Origin of the sequence: Salinivibrio sp. PR6 (genome assembly GCF_001995955.1) — a bacterium.
Classification (GTDB): domain Bacteria; phylum Pseudomonadota; class Gammaproteobacteria; order Enterobacterales; family Vibrionaceae; genus Salinivibrio; species Salinivibrio siamensis.
In genome coordinates, this window is sequence record NZ_MUFA01000002.1 from 128,638 (window position 1) to 149,448 (window position 20,811).

General features: G+C 50.3%; 17 protein-coding genes, 3 tRNA genes and 1 pseudogene. 10 read left to right on the top strand and 11 right to left on the bottom strand.

What is annotated here, in order from left to right; translation table 11 throughout:
* Positions 1 to 130 precede the first annotated feature (130 nt).
* The 7 genes from BZG72_RS02140 to hemA all read right to left on the bottom strand — a co-directional run bounded on the left by BZG72_RS02140 (position 131) and on the right by hemA (position 7,048).
* Positions 131 to 1,477, bottom strand: coding sequence for a Na+/H+ antiporter NhaC family protein (locus BZG72_RS02140; protein ID WP_077665975.1), 1,347 nt, complete (start codon positions 1,475 to 1,477; stop codon positions 131 to 133).
* 256 nt (positions 1,478 to 1,733) lie between these two features.
* On the bottom strand, positions 1,734 to 2,585 hold the full coding sequence (gene kdsA, locus BZG72_RS02145) for a 3-deoxy-8-phosphooctulonate synthase (RefSeq protein ID WP_077665976.1): 852 nt from the start codon (positions 2,583 to 2,585) through the stop codon (positions 1,734 to 1,736).
* A 31-nt stretch (positions 2,586 to 2,616) separates the two neighbouring features.
* On the bottom strand, positions 2,617 to 3,426 hold the full coding sequence (locus BZG72_RS02150) for a SirB1 family protein (RefSeq protein WP_046073690.1): 810 nt from the start codon (positions 3,424 to 3,426) through the stop codon (positions 2,617 to 2,619).
* Between the two features lie 2 nt (positions 3,427 to 3,428).
* Positions 3,429 to 3,812, bottom strand: coding sequence for a SirB2 family protein (locus BZG72_RS02155; RefSeq protein WP_046073861.1), 384 nt, complete (start codon positions 3,810 to 3,812; stop codon positions 3,429 to 3,431).
* A 31-nt stretch (positions 3,813 to 3,843) separates the two neighbouring features.
* Positions 3,844 to 4,689 (bottom strand): peptide chain release factor N(5)-glutamine methyltransferase, encoded by an 846-nt coding sequence (gene prmC, locus BZG72_RS02160; protein ID WP_077578584.1) that lies wholly within the window; start codon positions 4,687 to 4,689, stop codon positions 3,844 to 3,846.
* Complete coding sequence (gene prfA / locus BZG72_RS02165) at positions 4,689 to 5,777, bottom strand: peptide chain release factor 1 (RefSeq protein ID WP_046073692.1); 1,089 nt, start codon at positions 5,775 to 5,777, stop codon at positions 4,689 to 4,691. Before prfA ends, prmC begins: the two co-directional genes overlap by 1 nt.
* An 11-nt stretch (positions 5,778 to 5,788) precedes the next feature.
* On the bottom strand, positions 5,789 to 7,048 hold the full coding sequence (gene hemA / locus BZG72_RS02170; RefSeq protein ID WP_046073693.1) for a glutamyl-tRNA reductase: 1,260 nt from the start codon (positions 7,046 to 7,048) through the stop codon (positions 5,789 to 5,791).
* 318 nt (positions 7,049 to 7,366) lie between these two features.
* Here hemA and lolB point away from each other — a divergent pair, with 318 nt between their 5' ends.
* The 9 genes and pseudogenes from lolB (at position 7,367) to BZG72_RS02220 (ending at position 13,589) form a co-directional block, all read left to right on the top strand.
* Positions 7,367 to 7,957 carry a lipoprotein insertase outer membrane protein LolB gene (lolB, locus tag BZG72_RS02175; RefSeq protein ID WP_158075434.1) on the top strand — a complete coding sequence of 197 codons (591 nt, stop codon included), beginning with the start codon at positions 7,367 to 7,369 and terminating at the stop codon, positions 7,955 to 7,957.
* A complete protein-coding gene (gene ispE / locus BZG72_RS02180; protein WP_046073695.1) occupies positions 7,950 to 8,807 on the top strand; it encodes a 4-(cytidine 5'-diphospho)-2-C-methyl-D-erythritol kinase in 858 nt (285 codons plus the stop codon). The genes lolB and ispE overlap by 8 nt, the downstream gene beginning before the upstream one ends.
* A 32-nt stretch (positions 8,808 to 8,839) precedes the next feature.
* Positions 8,840 to 9,787 (top strand): ribose-phosphate pyrophosphokinase, encoded by a 948-nt coding sequence (locus BZG72_RS02185; protein ID WP_046073862.1) that lies wholly within the window; start codon positions 8,840 to 8,842, stop codon positions 9,785 to 9,787.
* A gap of 193 nt (positions 9,788 to 9,980) precedes the next feature.
* Positions 9,981 to 10,571, top strand: coding sequence for an aminoacyl-tRNA hydrolase (pth, locus tag BZG72_RS02190; RefSeq protein WP_077665978.1), 591 nt, complete (start codon positions 9,981 to 9,983; stop codon positions 10,569 to 10,571).
* A gap of 24 nt (positions 10,572 to 10,595) precedes the next feature.
* Complete coding sequence (ychF, locus tag BZG72_RS02195; RefSeq protein ID WP_077665979.1) at positions 10,596 to 11,687, top strand: redox-regulated ATPase YchF; 1,092 nt, start codon at positions 10,596 to 10,598, stop codon at positions 11,685 to 11,687.
* A 269-nt stretch (positions 11,688 to 11,956) separates the two neighbouring features.
* Positions 11,957 to 12,033: transfer RNA gene (locus tag BZG72_RS02205), tRNA-Met, on the top strand.
* 51 nt (positions 12,034 to 12,084) lie between these two features.
* A tRNA-Leu gene (locus BZG72_RS02210) sits at positions 12,085 to 12,171 on the top strand.
* A 17-nt stretch (positions 12,172 to 12,188) separates the two neighbouring features.
* Positions 12,189 to 12,263 (top strand) — tRNA-Gln (locus BZG72_RS02215).
* 283 nt (positions 12,264 to 12,546) lie between these two features.
* A pseudogene (locus BZG72_RS02220) lies at positions 12,547 to 13,589 on the top strand (IS256 family transposase).
* A 75-nt stretch (positions 13,590 to 13,664) separates the two neighbouring features.
* On the opposite strand, the gene BZG72_RS02225 reads toward BZG72_RS02220, so the two are convergent.
* From BZG72_RS02225 to BZG72_RS02240, 4 genes are all read right to left on the bottom strand, one after another.
* On the bottom strand, positions 13,665 to 14,549 hold the full coding sequence (locus BZG72_RS02225) for a DNA adenine methylase (protein ID WP_077665980.1): 885 nt from the start codon (positions 14,547 to 14,549) through the stop codon (positions 13,665 to 13,667).
* Complete coding sequence (locus BZG72_RS02230; RefSeq protein WP_108743009.1) at positions 14,550 to 16,085, bottom strand: ParB N-terminal domain-containing protein; 1,536 nt, start codon at positions 16,083 to 16,085, stop codon at positions 14,550 to 14,552.
* A 1,198-nt stretch (positions 16,086 to 17,283) separates the two neighbouring features.
* Positions 17,284 to 17,895 carry an HAD family hydrolase gene (locus tag BZG72_RS02235; protein WP_077665982.1) on the bottom strand — a complete coding sequence of 204 codons (612 nt, stop codon included), beginning with the start codon at positions 17,893 to 17,895 and terminating at the stop codon, positions 17,284 to 17,286.
* 21 nt (positions 17,896 to 17,916) lie between these two features.
* Entirely contained in the window at positions 17,917 to 19,077 is a 1,161-nt protein-coding gene (locus BZG72_RS02240; RefSeq protein ID WP_077665983.1) for a 2-octaprenyl-3-methyl-6-methoxy-1,4-benzoquinol hydroxylase, read from the bottom strand.
* Positions 19,078 to 19,360: 283 nt separating this feature from the next.
* On the opposite strand from BZG72_RS02240, the gene miaB reads away from it, so the two are divergent.
* Positions 19,361 to 20,785, top strand: a complete 1,425-nt coding sequence (miaB, locus tag BZG72_RS02245) for a tRNA (N6-isopentenyl adenosine(37)-C2)-methylthiotransferase MiaB (protein WP_077599575.1) — start codon at positions 19,361 to 19,363, stop codon at positions 20,783 to 20,785.
* Positions 20,786 to 20,811 lie beyond the last annotated feature (26 nt).

Consider the following 20,811-nt stretch of genomic DNA (forward strand, 5'->3'; position numbering starts at 1 on the left):
AGATAAGGCGACTTTGGTGATCGAGACAAAATTTCTAGAGCCTGCACTCTAGACAGATCAAAAACGGCGCAGCCTTTGCTTACCTATCTAGACAAGAAAAGACAGCGCCGTGATGTGTCAACCGTCGCGATTAAGCGCGACGCGCTTGCCACCATCGGCGGCTAATCACCGCAATCAATGCAGACGCGGCGAGGAAGAAACAATAGTAAGAATGGCTAACAATCACCAAAGGCGACAAGCCAAAGCTCGCGCCGAGGAGCAGGATTTGTGCGCCATAAGGGATCAGGCCTTGTACCACGCAGGAAAAGATATCCAGCAAGCTGGCACTGCGTTTCGCCGGCACCGAGTGCTCGCTGGCAATGTTTTTCGCCACTTGCCCTGAGACCACAATGGCGACCGTGTTGTTAGCGGTGCACAGGTTAGAAAAAGACACCAGCAAGGCAATGCCAAACTCGCTTGCACGAGAGTGATGCGCGCCGCGGTTTTTCTCAAACCGGGCGATCACACGGTTGACGGCCTGGGTTAAAAAGCTCAGCCCACCCTGACAACGCATTAGCTCCGCTATCCCGCCAATCATTAGCGACAGGACAAAGATTTCTTGCATACTGGCAAAGCCCGCTTTGACCTCTTGGCTGAAGGTCATCACGGTGAAATCTGGGGTGCTCATTAAGCCCACACACAACGCCAATGCAATCCCTGCGGTGAGCACCACAAACACGTTTAATCCCGCTAGCGCCAACACAATGATCGACAAATAGGGTAATACCGCCAAATAGTTAATACTCTCTGGTTCGTCGACGGGTGCGCTTTGGTTGTTAAACACAAACAGAATAATCGCGGCGATTGCGGCGGGAATGGCTATCCCCACGTTCTCTTTGAACTTGTCACGCATGCTACAGCCTTGTGAGCGCGTCGCAGCGATGGTGGTGTCAGAGATAAAAGAAAGGTTATCACCAAACATTGCGCCACTTAGCAGTACTCCGGCCATCACGGCTGGTGCCTGCCCCGTGGCTGTCGCCATATTCAATGCAAACGGTGCCAACGCGGCAATGGTGCCCATCGAGGTGCCCATTGCCGTTGAGATAAACGCCGCAATCACAAACAACCCAGGCAAAATTAAGCTCTCTGGAATAAGGGCCAATCCTAGGTTTACCGTGGCGTCGACCCCGCCCGTCGCATCGGCCACCGCGGAAAACGCGCCGGCGAGCAAATAAATTAAGCACATGGCGATGATGTCACCGTGTCCCATACCACGAATAAACTGTTCGATGGCGGTGTTCAAACGTTCACGGCTCAAGCCAATGGCAAGCATCACGGCCGGCAGAATCGCCACATGCGCGGGGAGTTGATAAAACGCGTAGTCCGCGCCTTCTAAAGTGAAATAAACGCCCGCCCCAATAAAAAGGGTTAAGAATAATAGTAGGGGGAGGAGTGCAAGCGCAGAGGGCTGCGGTGTGGTGTTTGCTGATGTTGTCATGGCAGTTTTTGTAATACCTCTTTTAAAACTGTGATCAAGGTTACAGACCTCTAGCCGTCCAGTCAACAAATGGACGTCTAAACATCTAAATATCTTGATTGCTTGTCTAGATTGCYGACTCATTACTCAGCAACTGCTGACCTCCCCTTTTATCCTAGGGACCGCGCCCGTCACTGGCTGACCTATTATGTTTCAATACAGACAAAAAAAAGCTGCCATTTCGGCAGCTTTCTTATCGGTATCGATCGACCGCTAATTAGCGGATATCAATCTCTGCAAAGTGTTTAATCACATCATCCAGCGCTTTCATTTGTGCCAGGAAAGGCTCAAGCTTGTCCAGTGGTAGCGCTGACGGCCCGTCACAACGGGCATTGTCTGGGTCTGGGTGCGCTTCGATAAACAAACCAGCAATTTTGGTCCCTAAACCTGCACGGGCCAAATCAACCGTTTGCTGACGACGTCCACCAGAGGCGGCACCTTGTGGATCACGGCATTGCAACGCGTGGGTGACATCAAAAATAATCGGGCTGCCGTTTGAGGCTTTTTTCATCACGTCAAAGCCGAGCATATCCACCACCAAGTTATCATAGCCATGGCAGCTACCACGTTCACACAAGATCACTTTCTCGTTGCCACACTCGGCAAATTTGTCGACGATGTTACCCACTTGTCCAGGGCTCATAAACTGAGGTTTTTTAACGTTAATAACCGCATCGGTTTTTGCCATGGCTTCAACCAAGTCGGTTTGGCGCGCTAAGAAGGCGGGCAATTGAATGACATCCGCCACTTCCGCCACCGGTGCCGCTTGATATTGCTCGTGGATGTCAGTAATCACTTTTACGCCGAAGGTGCTTTTTAGCTCTTCAAAGATCTTGAGCCCCTCTTCCATGCCCGGGCCACGGTAAGAATGCACTGATGAGCGGTTCGCCTTGTCAAATGAGGCTTTGAAAACAAACGGGATGCCAAGCTTGTCGGTCACCTTGACGTAATGCTCACAAATTTGCATGGCCAAATCGCGTGATTCCAGCACGTTCATGCCGGCAAACAAAGTAAACGGGCGATCGTTGGCAACAGGGGTGTCACCAATGTGGACGGTTTTTTGCGTCATACAGGTATCCTTAGTCATGCGTGATCACGCATTAATGTAACGTTGGTTGCTCTTCGTTAAGCGCCTTTACTTGCATTTTTAGCAGTTCTGCCGCCGGATCGTCCGGGCATTGCTCAATAAAATACTCGTAGTCAGTCGCCGCCACACGATCGCAATCCAATTGTTGGAAAATATAGCCACGGTCGCGAATCTCGTAAGGATCATCAGGGCTAAAGGTTAGCGCCAGTTCACTACAACGCAGCGCCATGGCGTATTTTTCTTCCCGTAATAGCGCACTTTTCGCCACGGTGAGCCAACGCCCGATAATCGTGGGGTTGTCACTTGGCTGCAAGTGCGACGATTCAAGCTCGGCAAGTGGGCCTTGGCTCCCTTTTAGCCAGCCACGCAAAATACGTTCATTAACCCGTTCACCGTTAAACGGGTTGATGAAAACCGGCGCGTCTTCCAACTCATCAATACGCAGTACCAGCTGACTAGGAAACGCCATTGGCTTAACCGGCAGCGACAAGCGCTCGCACAGATATAAAAAGACAGCGCCCAATGAGGCTGGGATCCCAGTTTTTCGCTCTAATACTTTATTAATAAAGACGTTATCCGATGAAAAATACTGCTCGATGTCGCCTTTGAATTGCCACTGGTGATAAAACAGACGGCACAGGCCATCCAGACGTAATGCCATATCGGGCTCGGCACCAAGCTGGTGCTCCGCTTCGTCGGCAAGGCGATCCAGTGACGCTTTAACCTGATGCACATCGACTGACGAGTCGATGGCATGGTTCAGGGTCGCCGCCCCTTCTGCCAATGTCAGCGCGTCTAATTGTTGATCGGTTAATGGCATCATGTTTATCCCATTACGTGAGGAACTTTGAGTAGTGCAAGGTTAGCCGCGGCATAGGCCCACCCTAATGCGCCTAAAAAGGCTACCGTTCGGAATAATTTACCTCGGCTGTAGTGCAAGGCCACAAAGCCCAAGGCAATGTAAGCCAAGACACAGGTCAGCTTTTCCGTGAGCCACGCGCCAGATTCGGTGAAGGGAATAAACCCGGTCACAAAAATCAGCGCCACACCGGTGCTCAATAATAGGGTATCGACCACATGCGGCGTGACCTTGACCCATTTTTTATTCATCATCTCACTGTCGCGCATTACCCAGACAAACCGGATCACAAATAATGAGAGACTTAAAACCACGGTCAGTAAGTGGGTGTGCTTCAGGGCCATGTAGATCATAACGATTCCTGCTTCCTATCAGTGTCAGTTAAAGTCGCTGTGCCAAGGTGATTCTATCGAGCCCAGCGTAATCTTGTTGGGTTTTGGCATCAGGCCAGCCCGCCTCTTTCCATGCAGACCGCACCGCTTCGCCTTGGTTGTAGCCATGTTCGACCATCAGCCAGCCCCCATCGACCAAATACGTGGCCGCGGTTTGGCCGATGTGACGAATCGCGGCCAAGCCACTTTCTTCCGCCACCAAGGCGCTGGCCGGCTCAAAGCGGACATCGCCTTGCTGAAGGTGCGGGTCAGCGCTGTCGATATACGGCGGATTACTCACAATCACCTCAAACGGGTTCATATCGCTGAGCGCGTCGAACCAGTCACTTTGAATAAAGTGGGCATTGGGAAGGCGGTTGTCGTGGGCATTACGGCTTGCCAAGGCCACGGCTTCTGGCATCAAATCGACCCCTACGACGGTAACATCAGGCCGCTCGCTGGCAATGGCTAAGGCGACAGCCCCCGTCCCTGTGCCTAAATCCAGCACACGACAAGGCGTGGCAGGCAGCACGGCCAGCGCTTGTTCCACCAGCAGCTCGGTTTCAGGACGCGGGATTAAGGTTGCGGATGAGACACTGAGTCGTAGCGTCCAAAAATCGCGGTAACCCAAAATATACGCCACGGGTTCGCCTTGTAGACGACGGGCAAACAGCTGGCGAAATTGCGCCAATTGTGCCGCGGTGAGTTTGCGCTCAGGCCAGGTGTAGAGGTAACTGCTTGGCTGCCCTAATACGTGACAGAGTAAGGCCCTCACGTCGACAGCCGCAGCGCCGCCCGATAAAGCGGTCAGCTCTGTGGTGCTATCGGCCAGTAGTGCGCTAATCGTTGCTGTCATTACTGCTGCTCAGACAGGGCCGCAAGTTGGTCTGCTTGGTGTTCTTGAATCACCGGGTCGACCAAGCTATTAAGATCGCCTTGCATCACATCATCCAAACGGTACAGCGTCAGATTGATTCGATGGTCTGACACCCGACCTTGTGGGTAGTTATAGGTACGAATCCGGTCTGAGCGGTCGCCCGAACCCAGCAGATTACGACGGGTTGATGCCTCTTCTGCGGCGCGCTTTTCTTCTTCCGCTTTAATCAAGCGTGCTGCCAATACCGACATCGCTTTGGCGCGGTTTTTGTGCTGTGAGCGCTCATCCTGACATTCCACCACAGTGCCAGTCGGCAAGTGAGTAATACGAATCGCAGAGTCTGTGGTGTTGACGTGCTGACCACCGGCACCGGATGCACGGAAGGTGTCCACTTTCAGATCAGCTGGATTAATCTCTGGGGCTTCCGCTTCTGGAATTTCTGGCAAAATCGCCACGGTACACGCCGAGGTATGCACGCGCCCTTGTGACTCTGTTGCGGGCACGCGCTGAACGCGGTGACCACCAGACTCAAACTTAAGCACACCATACGCGCCTTCACCGGCAACGCGGGCAATCACTTCTTTAAAGCCGCCGTGCTCCCCTTCACTGGCACTAATAATTTCCAGTTTCCAGCCACGCTGCTCAGCATAACGGCTATACATGCGGAATAAATCCCCGGCAAAAATCCCGGCTTCATCCCCACCGGCACCGGCGCGAATTTCTAGGAAGCAATTGCGGTCATCGTTCGGGTCTTTCGGCAGCAGCAAAATCTGGAGCTGATCGGTCAGTGATGCAATGGTTTGTTCAGCCTGCGCGACTTCTTCTTGCGCCATTTCACGCATCTCTGCGTCGTCTTCGTTGGCCATCTCTTTTGCGGCAGCTAAGTCTTCTTGCGCTTGCTTGAACTCACTGAAGCACTTGATCACCTCTTCCAGCTGCGAATACTCTTTCGACAACGCGCGGAATTTGTTCTGATCATTAATGATGTCTGGGGTGCCGAGCAGGTGCTGAACTTCTTCGTAACGCTCAGATAGCGACTCTAGCTTGGCTAATATTGATGCTTTCATATGTCTCTTCGTTAGTTGTCACTGTCCAGCCCCAGACAAACGCGCATCACCGCCAGTTTATCCGGCTCACCATTTTGCGCCGCTTGCTGCATCGCCTGCGTGGGGGGATGGATCAGTTTATTGGTCAGACGGTTACTCAGCTGGCGTAATACGCTTTCTGCGTCAGCGCCATTGGCTAGAGCCTGAATACTTTGCTCCAATTCCGCCTGTTTAATGTGTTCAGACTGTGTACGGTACTGCTTGATACTGTCTACCGCTTCGCGTGAGCGTAACCAGCGCATAAAATCAGCACTTTCTTCGGTCACAATCGCTTCGGCTTGAATCGCCGCGAGCTTTCGCTGCTCGCGGTTGTGCTCCACAATCGACTGTAAGTCATCCACGCTGTAGAGATACGCGTCCGCGAGACTGCCCACGTTTTCATCAATGTCACGCGGGACGGCAATATCAATCAGCAACATGGGTTGGTGACGCCGCTGTTTCAAGGCTTTTTCTACCATCGCCTTTTCAATCAATGGCATAGGCGCCGCCGTCGAGCTAATCACAATATCAGCGTGGCAGAGTTGCTCTTCAAGGGCATCGAGCCCCGACACTTTCGCGTCAAATTGCTCGGCAAGTGCCTGCGCGCGTGATTGTGTGCGGTTAGCAAAAATAATCTGACTGCATTGGTGCTCTTTTAAATGCCTGGCCACCAGTTCAATGGTCTCGCCAGCGCCCACGAGCAAGGTGGTTACGTCGGATAACGACTCAAAAATCTGGCGCGCCAATGTGCAAGCAGCAAAGGCCACTGACACCGCATTGCCGCCAATCTCGGTCTCGGTACGGATCCGCTTCGCCACCGCAAAGGCTTTATGAAACAATTTCTCCAATGAGCCAGAAATCATTCCCGCGTCACCGGCACTGGCGTACGCTTGCTTAACTTGCCCCAGTATTTGCGGCTCGCCTAACACCAAGGAGTCTAACCCGCACGCCACCCGCATCAAGTGCTTCACCGCAGATTGCTCTTCATGGTAATAAATGCTGGCCATTAGGCTGTCGCTACTGAGCTGATGAAAGCGCGTTAGCCATTCCACCAATACCCCCACACCCGGCTGGTTGAGCTCAGCATAAATCTCAGTACGGTTGCAGGTTGAAACGATCACGCAACTGCGCACCTGCGGATGCTCGGAAAGCTGCCCTAACGCCTGCTCAAGTTGTTGCGGCGAAAAGGCGACCTTTTCCCGCAGCTCGACGGGGGCCGTTTTGTGATTAATTCCGAGAACTAACAGGCTCATGAAGCGTTGTTACCGACAGCACCAGTAAGGATTGGAGCGGAGGATTTTACTTGATGCCCCCCGCGAATTAAAGCGAACATTGTATCGCAGCATTTTCGTGGCACGGAAATGTGAAGCCTCACGAGATCGATGTAAAGGTGTACAACCACAAACATTCCTTTCTTTCCTCCACACAACCAAGCGCTTGACTGGCTTCTCTCATTCCGGCGCTTGTGGCAAAGTAGCGTTACACAGCGATTGATGTCGTCTGACCCAAACCCATGGTCGGCTGACGAAACCCATGCTCGGTTGACCAAAACAAAAAGGATATTCGGTTTGATGTTCTCCTCTTTACGCGTGAGCGTCTTGGCGTTGTTTTTAGCGCTACTCGCGGGGTGTGCCACTGCCCCAGCCCCCACGACTGAGTGGCAGAGCCATCGCGACGCCTTAGCATCGGTGAATAGTTACACCGCACGGGGTAAGGTCGCGTTTATTGCCCCCAGCACGCGTTTTTCTGCCAATTTGTACTGGCGGCACTCGCCCGCCCAATCTCAACTGCGGCTCACCAACTTTCTCGGCACCACCTTGCTGTCGCTAACCATGAATGCCCAAGGCGCGACCGTGATTGATGACCAAGGTGAGACCTATCAAGACCCTAATCCTGCGCGTCTGATGGCCTACTTAACTGGCGCGCCATTGCCTGTTGATGCCCTTGCCCCTTGGCTCATTGGCCTACCGCGCGCGCAAGACACCTTTTTGCTTGGGCCAGATAACCGTGTCGCGACCCTCAAAGGAGCGCAGGGCTGGGACATTGATTATCAAGACTACAGCGCTGACACGCAGCCTGCGCTACCCACGCGTATTACCCTTACCAAAGGCCAGCAAACCATTAAGTTAATGATTTCTGATTGGACGCTCGATAATGACTAAAGCCACCTTTTGGCCCGCGCCTGCCAAGCTTAACTTGTTTCTCTACATCACCGGTCGTCGCGACAATGGCTATCATGAGCTGCAAACCCTGTTTCAGTTTCTCGACCATGGCGACACACTAGCTATTACGCCGAACGCGAGTGGCACGATCAGCCTCAGTCCCGCGATAGAGGGGGTCAGTGAAAACGACAACTTGATTGTCAAAGCCGCGAAAGCGTTGCAGCAATATACGGGATGCCAACAAGGCGCACATATTGACGTGGAAAAACGCCTTCCTATGGGCGGCGGCCTTGGCGGTGGGTCATCCGATGCGGCCACCACGCTGGTCGCACTCAATCATCTGTGGCAAACCCAAGTCAGCCAACAAGCGCTGGCGCAACTTGGCCTGACGCTGGGTGCCGATGTGCCGATTTTCATTTATGGCCAGGCGGCAGTAGCAGAAGGCATTGGAGAGGTGTTTACGCCCGTCGCGCCGCGCGAGAAATACTACTTGGTGGTAAAGCCTGACGTGTCTATCTCAACCGCTGCAATTTTCACTCACCCTCAGTTGCAACGAAACACGCCAAAGCGCACAGTTTCTGCGCTAATGGCACAAAAATACGAAAACGATTGCGAAAAGATAGCCCGTAAACAATTCCCCGAGGTTGATAAGGCTGTTTCGTGGCTGCTAGAATACGCGCCGTCTAGGATGACTGGGACAGGCGCGTGCGTGTTTGCCGAGTTTGACACTGCACAAGATGCCCAGGCCACACTCGACACTATGCCTAACTGGCTGACAGGGTTTGTTGCACGTGGGTTGAATCGTTCACCCCTACTTGATGTGCTGCAGCAACAAACCGTCGGTCAGTGACTACTAAATGGATGCAACCCGAGGTTTCCACCGTGCCTGATATGAAGCTGTTCGCTGGTAACGCGACACCCGTTCTCGCCCAACGTATCGCAAACCGTCTTTACATGTCACTGGGTGACGCCACTGTAGGCCGTTTTTCTGACGGTGAAGTGTGCGTTCAGATTAACGAGAATGTGCGCGGTAGTGACGTGTTCGTCCTCCAGTCCACCTGCGCCCCGACCAATGACAACTTAATGGAACTGGTCGTGATGATAGACGCGTTTCGACGTGCATCGGCTGGCCGCATAACCGCTGTGATCCCTTACTTTGGTTATGCCCGTCAAGACCGCCGCGTCCGCTCCTCTCGTGTTCCTATCACCGCAAAAGTCATTGCAGATTTCCTTTCTAACGTGGGTGTTGACCGCGTCCTTACGGTGGATCTTCACGCTGAACAAATCCAAGGCTTCTTCGACGTACCGGTCGATAACATCTTTGGTACCCCTGTTCTGCTTGAAGACATGCTGGCGAAGAACCTGGAAGACCCTGTGGTTGTGTCTCCTGATATTGGCGGCGTGGTTCGCGCGCGTGCAACCGCGAAGCTGCTGGATGACACTGACATCGCCATTATCGATAAGCGTCGTCCACGTGCCAACGTCTCACAAGTGATGCACTTGATTGGCGACGTTGAAGGGCGTGACTGCATCATCGTTGATGACATGATTGATACCGGTGGCACCCTGTGTAAAGCCGCCGAAGCGTTGAAAAACCGCGGGGCTAAGCGCGTCTTCGCTTACGCCACTCACCCGGTTTTCTCTGGCGATGCCCCGAAAAATATCGCTGAGTCTGTGATTGATGAAATCGTGGTGACGGACTCCACCCCATTGAGCGCTGAAATCCAGGCCACTGGCCGCGTATCGCAATTAACGCTCTCTGGCATGCTCGCTGAGGCGATTCGCCGCATCAGCAACGAAGAGTCTATCTCTGCGATGTTTAACTCGTAAGTTAGCCATCGTCACTGAGTTAACCTCAGCAACAGCCCCCAAAGCGCCCTGCCCTTGTGCGGGGTGTTTTTTTATCTGCCATTTGTCGGTGCTGGCTCGACCCTTTAGTCACAACAATGGTAGGATATGTCGCCTTTTTGCGTGGGCGCGATGCTCACCGGCTACGATAAGTAGACAAATAGCGAGAAACGTTGTGAGTAATCAGATCCGCTTACTAGTTGGATTGGCCAATCCAGGGCCAGAATATGCCCAAACACGCCACAACGCGGGCGCTTGGGTCGTGCAAGAGCTTGCGCGGATCCACAATGCACCGTTAAAAGAAGAAAAAAAATTCTTTGGTTTGACGGGCCGTATCAATGTCCACGGGCAAGATCTGCGTTTGTTGATCCCAACCACGTACATGAATTTGTCCGGGAAGGCCGTGCAAGCACTCGCCAACTTTTACAATATTCCCGTCGACGCCATCATGGTGGCGCATGACGAACTAGACTTACCACCCGGTGTGGCCAAGTTTAAACAAGGTGGTGGGCACGGTGGCCATAATGGGCTACGTGACATCATCAGCAAACTGGCAAATGATAAATCATTTTATCGACTCCGGATTGGTGTTGGCCATCCGGGTCACAAGGATAAGGTGGCGGGATATGTGCTTACCAAAGCCCCCGCCAATGAGCAGAGTCTGTTAGAACAGGCCACTGATGAGGCGGTTCGCAGCCTTGAAATACTGCTCAAAGACGATCTTGCTAGAGCGCAAAATCGTTTACATACCTTCAAAGCACAGTAATTTTGATTAAAGGGTTACCATCTCATGGGTTTTAAATGTGGCATCGTGGGCCTACCAAACGTAGGTAAATCCACACTATTTAACGCACTGACCAAAGCGGGCATTGACGCCGCTAACTTTCCATTTTGTACCATCGAGCCAAACACGGGCGTGGTGCCTGTGCCTGACTTGCGCTTGGATGCGTTAGCCAAAATTGTGAACCCACAAAAAGTGCTACCGACCACCATGGAGTTTGTCGATATCGCCGGCTTGGTCGCGGGTGCATCACGCGGTGAAGGCCTGGGTAACAAATTCCTGGCCAACATCCGTGAAACCGACGCCATTGGCCATGTGGTGCGCTGTTTTGAAAATGACAATATTGTCCATGTGTCGGGCAAAGTCGATCCTGCTGATGACATTGCCGTGATTAACACCGAATTGGCGCTCGCCGACCTAGAAAGCTGTGAGCGCGCGATGCAGCGCAACGCTAAAAAAGCCAAAGGTGGCGATAAAGACGCCAAGTTTGAGCTGACGGTATTGGAAAAACTGCTGCCTGTGCTAGAAGAAGGCAACATGTTGCGCTCAGTCGAACTGAGCAAAGAAGAAGCCGCTGCGGTGCAATATCTTAACTTCTTGACGCTCAAGCCCACCATGTACATTGCCAACGTTAACGACGATGGCTTTGAAAATAACCCATATTTGGATCAAGTGCGCGACATCGCCGCCCAAGAAGGCGCGACCGTGGTGGCTGTGTGCGCCGAAATTGAAGGCGAAATTGCCGAGCTGGACGCCGAAGAAGCGGCCGCGTTCTTAGATGAAATGGGGCTGGAAGAGCCAGGCCTTAATCGCGTTATTCGCGCCGGTTACGAGCTGCTTACCTTGCATACCTATTTCACCGCAGGGGTGAAAGAAGTGCGCGCCTGGACAGTACCGATTGGCTCTACCGCGCCACAAGCGGCAGGTAAAATCCACACTGACTTTGAAAAAGGCTTTATCCGCGCCGAAGTCGTTGGCTATGATGATTACATTGCTAAAAATGGCGAAAGCGGTGCCAAAGATGCGGGTAAGTGGCGTCTTGAAGGCAAAGAGTACATTGTTAAAGACGGCGATGTCATTCACTTCCGTTTCAACGTTTAACGCGCAAGCGTTAAGCGCCATGGGTGTGTTGTCGAGACCCCACCCTGATGATCTTGAGCCAGCCTACGGGCTGGCTTTTTTTGTCTTACAGCTGACCTCACCACTGTCCAGAGCAAGCCTTGTACGCATACTGTTGGCAAAATCAGCACAAACTGGTGAATATTGCAGCCAACGAGATGAAAATCATAAAAAAATGGGTAGCCATACTTGACGCTCAGGCTCTCGATCCGCATAATCCGTTCCGTCTTAAGGCTTTTGCCTTATAGCGTGGCTACGTAGCTCAGTTGGTTAGAGCACATCACTCATAATGATGGGGTCACAGGTTCGAATCCCGTCGTAGCCACCATGTATTTTTGTAATTTGGCAGCGTTTTTTATTGCCGAGTTACCCACCTTTTGCGGAGGTGGCGGAATTGGTAGACGCGCTAGCTTCAGGTGCTAGTGTCCGAAAGGACGTGAGGGTTCAAGTCCCTCTCTCCGCACCAAGTTAGGCAACGCCTACTGGGGTATCGCCAAGCGGTAAGGCAACGGGTTTTGATCTCGTCATTCCCAGGTTCGAATCCTGGTACCCCAGCCATATTAAAAAGCCCACATCATGTGGGCTTTTTTGCGTTTAAAGGCTCATGTTGACCGCATCCACTACACCACGATCCCCATCTTGGCCAGTTCTGCGCGACCTTGCTGTGCATCGGTAAAGGGGATGCCCGCCATGCCGAATGCTTTCGCGCCTTCGACGTTCGCAACCCTGTCATCCAAAAACACACATGAAACCGGGTCAAGGTGATAATCATCCAAACAAGGGTAGTGTTCAAAATCTGTGTTACTCCTATAGTTAACCCTCAACAGGGAGTGATACATCAATGTCCGACAAATACGAAATTGATATTCAAGGTTTTGCTAAGGCACTGCAATCTGGACAAGATCTCAACGGAAAAGATGGACTGCTAACGCCGTTGATTAAACAGATCACCGAAGCTGCTTTGGCCGCTGAGATGGAGCGTAATATCATCTCATTATTTGCACTTGGGAATAGCTACAAAAGCATTCGTGAGTACCTTCTTGAGATGTATGGGACAGAGGTGTCCAATGGCACGATAAACGCCATTACAGACCGTTTGGTGCCTGAGCTACGCGCCTGGCAAGAGCGCGAATTGGAAGCGGTTTACCCCTTCGTCTGGTTAGATGCTATCCATTACAAAATCAAAGAAAATGGCCGCTTCGTCTCTAAAGCCCTGTACACAATCTTAGGGCTGAATATCGAGGGCAAAAAGGAATTACTTGGCCTTTATCTCTCAGAAAGTGAAGGTGCCCGTTACTGGTTAAATGTACTGACAGACCTACAAAGCCGTGGCGTCAAAGACATCCTTTTGCCTCGGTCGATGGATTAAAGGGCTTCCCTGAAGCCATTGAAACTGTCTATCCCAAGACGGAGGTTCAGCTCTGCATCATCCATCAGATCCGCAACAGCGTGAAGTACGTGGCCAGCAAGAATCAGAAAGTCTTTATGTCCGATCTGAAGTACGTTTACCGAGCGACGACCCAAAACGCCGCAGAGCAAGCGTTAGATGAACTGGAAAGCAAATGGGGTGCTCAATATCCACTGGTCATAAAGTCGTGGCGCAGCAAATGGGAAAATCTATCGGTGTACTTCAAGTACCCAGAGCAGGTCCGCAAAGCGATTTACACGACCAATGCCGTTGAGGCTGTTTATCATCGCCAATTCCGCAAACTAACGAAGACCAAGGGTGGCTTTGCCAACGAGAACGCATTGCTCAAGTTGCTGTATGCAGGTATGTTGAAGGCGTCAGAGAAGTGGACGCATCCGGTGCAGAATTGGAACCTGACATTGTCCCAACTGAGCATCCACTTCGAAGGACGGCTCGACGACTACGTAGATCTTTAAACGTTAGGTGACACAGAACTATGAACACCCTCCCAACAAGCGGTGATAAATAGCAGGTTCGGGTTTCACACACCCTTACTTCAACTCTCTACCGAGTCTTTTTAACTTCTTAAGCTCTTCAAAGGAAATATCTGGCTTAAAGAGCACTTTGTTTATGTTTGGGCTATGAACTATCAACTCAGATCCCTTTCTTTTAGTTTGCGCGGTATAGGTTAGGCCAAAAGGCTGTGGCTCAAACTCGGAATAAATACCGCAAATCTCTGGAGTGTCATCGTATGTGACTATCCAAGGGTGCTTAATTCTCCTTACACTCTCATATAGATGATAGTGATCATCATGCTCATAGAAGTTTTTGTAAAGTCCTTTGCCCTTGACGTAATAGGGAGGATCAATATTTACTAGGCATTTCCCGTCAATACTTGGAATGTATTCATCAATAAAATGAGTTGCATCGAGATTTGTCAAATTAACATCGACAGCTCGAGCGCTAATTGCCCGAACCTTTTCAATTAGAGACGCTTTGTGATAACGACAATCAAGAAGATAATTCCCTTTCTGCTCTAATCCACCGATAACACCAGCTTTCAATATTCCGGAACGGTTAGTCCTATTAAGGAAGAACGTTGCAAAACCAAGTTTTAAAACGTCTGACTCCTCAGAAAAAATTCGCTTTTGACGGTGCCACTCTTCAATAGTTACATCTGTCTCATCTATCAGTTCACATAGCTCATCAGTTCTGTACAAAACACTGTACCAGAATGAGTGGACTGCATTATCGAGGTCGTTGATCCAGACCTTTTCAACATATCCTTCTAGTAGAAGGTACCAAGCGATAGCACATCCGCCAGCGAACGGCTCCACATATGTCCCTCCCTCTAAGTTATTTAACTTAAGAGTTTCAACCATATAGGCTGTTAGTTTTGACTTCCCGCCAGGGTATCTTAGGGGGGAGTAGAACATTTACTTTTCCTTCAGGTCTATCAGGTCTGACAACAAAGGCGAGAGCATATCCCAAAAGCCATTGATGAATCTATGATGTGTTTTGTGGGTTTGTGTCCCATGCACATAATCATTCAAAGTATTTAAGCTGAACTCGTTACTGGGAGTTAACAGCTCTTTTATTACTTTGTTTGCATGTTTTGATTTAATATGAGCATTTGCAATAAACTGTAGTCGTTTTTGCAAGGTTACTTCGTGATACCCTTTAGACTCTTGCTTTGCAAGTTCATTTTCTAAATGGTTCGCTTTGAAAAACTCATCAACTGATAAGTCTAAGAACACTCTCAAGCTCGCAGTGGAGATATTCCTGTACTTCTTGACAGGGAGCACTTGAAACTCTTTGAATAACGCCTTTAACTTATAGCTCGATACATTTACAGTTTGGTAAGGCGAAACCATCTGATTCCTATCTGGGTTTGCTTTTAATATCTTTTTTGTTTTAGGTTCAGCATTACTTTCGTCACCTCTCTCAGCTTTTCCATTATTGCTGTTACTGGTATTTTTTAAGCTGTCTGACTGTTCTTTAGCCTTTCTCTCCTTCTCTGGATCAAACTTCTCCGGCTTTACCGTTGTAGAAGGAGTATCGTCAGAAAAAGTCACTTCAGGTAGTGCTTTGAAGATCTCATCGAATCTCCCATCAATAGTACGAGTATTGATTGAGAATCCCAACTCATTGTCTATAGGGCTCAGCATTAGCTTTAAGAATTTTCCATAAGCTTTATAAAAGCTGTCTACATTCGAATGAATCACAACATCCATACCATCAAACTCGACGCCCCACTTCTCTCGAACTAATTTTTTCCCAAACCAACGCTCAAGGATAGTCATACTAATTTTATGACTATAGACCGCGTCTTTTTCTTCTTGAGTAAGTAAAGAAGTGATTTCAATTCTGGTCGCAATATTCCGCAAGCAAACGTAGCGCAAGGCCTCCATTATCTCTCCGCGCTTAAGACCCGTGACCTCAGCAGTCGCCTCTACATCTTGCCCCTGCTCTTCATAGGCATTGAGGATGAAGCGCTGTTGTTGAAGACGTTGCCAACGCTTTAATAACGACCCTGTTGAGTGCCTCTGCAATATGTACCATCTAGTTTCTTTATATGATGGAGCCACACATACCCTAATTTTTTCAATTTCGTCCCGATCGATCCTCTTTGACTGCTCTCGGATAAATTTCCGTATTTCTTTGGGCGCATTTTCAGGTCTGCGAAGAAGTTTCAATGCGAGAACTCGCCGATTCCCCTCTGCCACTACAAAGCGTCCCCTATCGTCCTTCCAGACTACGATAGGGTCAAAGGAGGTAAAACCTCTTTCGGATATCGATTTAACCAAATCAATAAACTCATCTCTCTCTGATTGGTCCGAAATCAAATCTTCAACAAAGTCTTTCAATGTTTCGTGAGACTCAACGGGATCAAGTCTTGGATTATCCACCCACAGTTTCAGGTTGTCTACTGAGCGTGGCGTTCTATTCTCCCACCAGTTAAGCTTTTCCATCACTACATCCACCTAGAATTGATGCCCTTAATTTATTAAATAACCTGTGCAATGTTAAGTATTGCATGCCATGAGTAAGGCACTCCCTCGAAACATTTAGGCAACCAACTCATCCCATAAAACCTCTATTAAGTTGCACCACTACTGGGCAACAAAAGTTTACTTGGTTTGCTGCTTCTCTACCTGCTTCGAAAAGCTCTCATCGTTCACTTTGCAGTTCTACACTGATTTTTACGTACCTCATAGTGGTTTGGATACCCTAGTGATTCAGCATCACTATTACCGCTTTGTTGTCGGCTCCGGTTTGGTCCACACAAGATATCAATAAGATCGCCACACAATACCGAGCTGTATGCTGTCCACTGGTGTTGTTGGTCACATAAGGCCTATATGGCACAGATTGTTTAGTGCAGGCTGATGAGCAGACATACGGCCTTCTTCATGACTTGACCACCAGTGTAGACTTCACCAACGTGACCATTTTAACTACGAGGGGTTAATTGGAGACTCAGTGATTACTTATAAAGCCAATGCCTAGTTCTCTGACAATAACGACAGAGGTCTATCGATTTCCCTCTGCTTTATCTCCCTCGTTTAAGCGCCTTGACGCCTCGTTTGTGGAGGTATCCTTTCTACCTGTAAGCCAATTTTTTCTTGGCAGGGTGGTGAGCTTACAGCTTTTACTACACCGTACATCGTAACACGTGATAGTGTTGTAAACACCATCTGTCGAACCCGATGCAACTTACGCTAAGCTCGTCTCTTTTCTGGACTGTATTTTGGGATTTCCACTCGTCTTCCCAGTACAATGAAGTCCAGTTGCATAGACCACTAGGTAGCTGCTATCCCTTTAAACATACACCAATAATAGACAGTGACTGTCTAAACACGTTTGCGGATACAGCTTTAATCGGGAGCTGATAAAGCCCTCTTTACTACAGAGCTGTGAGTTTAATACCTCTCTCATTTTCATGGTCGTATTACTCACCCGTGCCGTCCATGATGGACTTGGCATGTGCAGTGCTTGATGGTGTCTTCATCCAGCTAAAATATTAGTTAGCTTCGACTGACTCATGCTTGATTGAACGACCCTCTGTTCACACTTATAGGTTGGACTTATCCCATTTCACCGCTTGCTTAGGTTTAAGCGAGATCAGACCGTAAGTACAACGCATGGAAATATCGACAACTTGATCCACTACACCACGATCCCCAGCTTGGCCAGTTCTGCGCGACCTTGCTGTGCATCGGTAAAGGGGATGCCCGCCATGCCGAGTGCTTTCGCGCCCTCGACGTTCGCCGTCCTGTCATCCAAAAACACACATGAAACTGGGTCAAGGTGATAATCATCCAACAAGCGTTGATAAATAGCAGGTTCGGGTTTTAAGTACCCTACTTCGGCTGACACAATCGCACCATCAAACAGTGACCAAAACGCGTAGCGCTGTTTTAAGAACGCCACGATTTCGCGCACATTATCGGTTAACGCATAAACCCCGTATCCGGCCTCTTTGGCCGAGCGAAGCAAATCAACACTGCCGTAAAGACAAATTTGAGTCTGTTTGATGTAATAAAACAGCGCTTCAAGCTGCGCGGGGCTAAGCGCCGTGTCATCGGCAAAACGCTGCTTGGCTTGCGCCTCGGTGAGCGTGCCACGATTCAGCGCTTGCCAAGTGTCACTCTGAAACACTTGGTTGGCATAAACGTCCGTATCCGCTGCTTCCCCTAAGGTTAAGCGGATAATTTCTTCTGGTGACCAACGCACGATCACATTGCCAATATCAAAAATAATATTCTGGTAGCCAGTCATTTCACCTCCTTGTCGCGAAGACTAGAGCCCAAGTGCATATTTCAACACCTGCGTTTTCACCGGGCCACTGTGTTCAGCCAGTTTAAACACCGCGTTACGGGCTAATTTTAGCGGCGTAAACTGATTGCTGAACGCGGCATAAAACACATCCATCCCGGTTTGCATCATCATGTTATCGGTGCGGCGTGCTTTTTCGTATGCCGCTAACGTTGACGCCGCTTGCCATTGTGCGCCTGCATCCGCACACGCATCCAGCAATGCGGCGACGTCTTTAAAGCCTAAGTTCACGCCTTGCCCTGCCAGCGGGTTAATGGTGTGGGCGGCATCACCAATTACCACAACCCCATTGCGATGGTACTGCTGCGCATGACGGCGTGTCAGCGGGAATGCCCCCCAATTGATGGGAGTGACGTCGCCCACTTCCGGTGGGAAATGGCTCACGATCTCGGCTTTGAGCTGTTCGGCATTGAGCTGGCACAACTGTTGGATACGCGCTGGGCTGTCGTACCACACTAGCGAGGCATTGTGGCCACAAAGCGGCAACAGCGAGCGCGGCCCGGTGGGGAAAAACTGCTGCCAGGTAATGTCTTGTTGGGGCGCAGCGGTTTCGACATGGATGAGCATGCAATGCTGACGATAATCCCAGCTGGTAAGGCCGATTTGCGCGTAATCTCTCACTTTGGAGTGGGCACCGTCTGCGCCGATAAGCCAAGGAGCACTCAAGGTGTCACCACTCTCTAATTGGACTTGATGCAGATCGCCCGCCTGCGTCATACCCGTGATCGAGGCCGGTGAGACGAGGTGCAAATTGTCAAAACGAGCAAACTGCTGCCACAGGCCGAGTTGAATCAAGCGGTTCTCGACCATATATCCTAATTGTGGCAAGTCGAGTTGGTCGGCACTGAAACATACTCGGCTGTCTTCCGCTTCCCAGGTTTCTAGGCGGCGGTAGGGGCAAACACGCATGGCTTCAACACTCGCCCACGCACCGAGATCCTTGAGCAGGCTCACCGATGCTTGAGAAATCGCGGACACTCGCAGGTCCATCGGTTGTGAAGGTTCAAAAGGCTCAGGGGGCTGGCGCTCGATTAACGCCACCTGGCGGCCTTGGCGAGCAAGCCCGAGTGCGGCCGCGGCGCCAACCATGCCACCACCGACTATAATAACTTCAAATTGATTCATGACCGTCTCTTTGTGCCGTTGATGCAAGCATTCTACTGAAGGTAAACGAGAATTCGATATCAATCCGATCAAAGTGAGGGCAAATTCGCTTTTCCGAGTTGGCCTTTGTCGCATCCGCTCAAACGTTTAGCCGGATCGACACGATTTCTCCGAGCCTGTGATCTGGTCAGCGATATTGGAAAGCAGTACAATACGCGGCTTGCCAAGCTGATTGACTGATTAAAAACCATACAGCTTGAAAGGGTAATGTCGTCCATAAGATTAACAATGAGCGTGAAGTTACATGGCTAAGAAACTGCTGATCAAAACCTGGGGTTGCCAAATGAATGAGTATGACTCATCCAAAATGGCAGATCTGCTCAATTCTGCCGGTGGCTATGAGCTGACCGAACAACCAGAAGACGCAGATGTTCTCCTTCTCAATACTTGCTCGATTCGAGAAAAGGCACAAGAAAAGGTATTCCATCAACTCGGGCGTTGGAAAACCCTCAAAGATAAAAACCCAGAGCTGGTGATCGGTGTCGGTGGCTGTGTGGCAACCCAAGAAGGCGATCATATTCGTGAGCGTGCGCCTTTTGTAGATGTGATTTTTGGCCCACAGACCTTGCACCGTCTGCCAGAGATGATCAAGCAGTCACGCTCGGATCATGCGCCAGTGATGGACATTACGTTCCCAGAGATCGAAAAATTCGATCGTCTGCCAGAGCCCCGCGCAGAAGGACCAACCGCCTTCGTCTCGATCATGGAAGGCTGTTCAAAATACTGTACGTTCTGCGTAGTCCCTTACACCCGTGGCGAAGAAGTCAGCCGCCCGCTGGATGACGTATTGTTCGAAATTGCACAGCTGGCAGAACAAGGTGTGCGTGAAGTTAACCTGTTGGGACAAAACGTGAACGCCTACCGTGGCGACACCCATGACGGTGATGTATGCACGTTTGCGGAGCTGCTGCGTTATGTCGCGGCCATTGATGGTATTGACCGTATCCGTTACACCACCAGCCATCCGGTTGAATTTACCGATGATATTATTGAGGTGTATCGTGATACCCCTGAGGTTGCAAGCTTCTTGCACCTGCCGGTACAAAGCGGCTCAGATCGGATTTTGACCATGATGAAACGCCCGCACACGGCGATTGAGTACAAATCAAAAATCCGTAAGTTGCGTCAGGCGCGTCCTGATATCACTATCAGTTCTGACTTTATCGTCGGCTTTCCTGGCGAAACCGAGCAAGATTTTGAAGCGACCATGAAATTGATTAAAGATGTCGATTTCGATATGAGCTTTAGCTTTGTTTACTCATCTCGTCCAGGCACACCAGCTGCCGATATGCCTGACGATACGCCAGAGCAAGTGAAAAAAGAGCGCTTGTACCGCTTGCAACAACAAGTGAATAGCCAAGCCATGCGCTACTCGCGCATGATGCTAGATACCGAACAACGTATCTTGGTTGAAGGCCCATCACGCAAAAACCTGATGGAGTTGCGTGGTCGTACCGAGAACAACCGAGTGGTCAACTTTGAAGGCTCTGTCGATTTGATTGGCCAATTTGTTGACGTCAAAATAACTGAAGTGATGCCAAACTCGCTGCGCGGCGAGCTGGTTCGTACCGAAAAAGATATGGACTTGCGGGTCGCCGTCTCGCCAACCGAAATCATGGCGAAGACGCGCAATGAAAACGAGCTTGGTGTTGGTGTTTTCACGCCATAACGCGTTCATCAATTCAACGGCGCCGG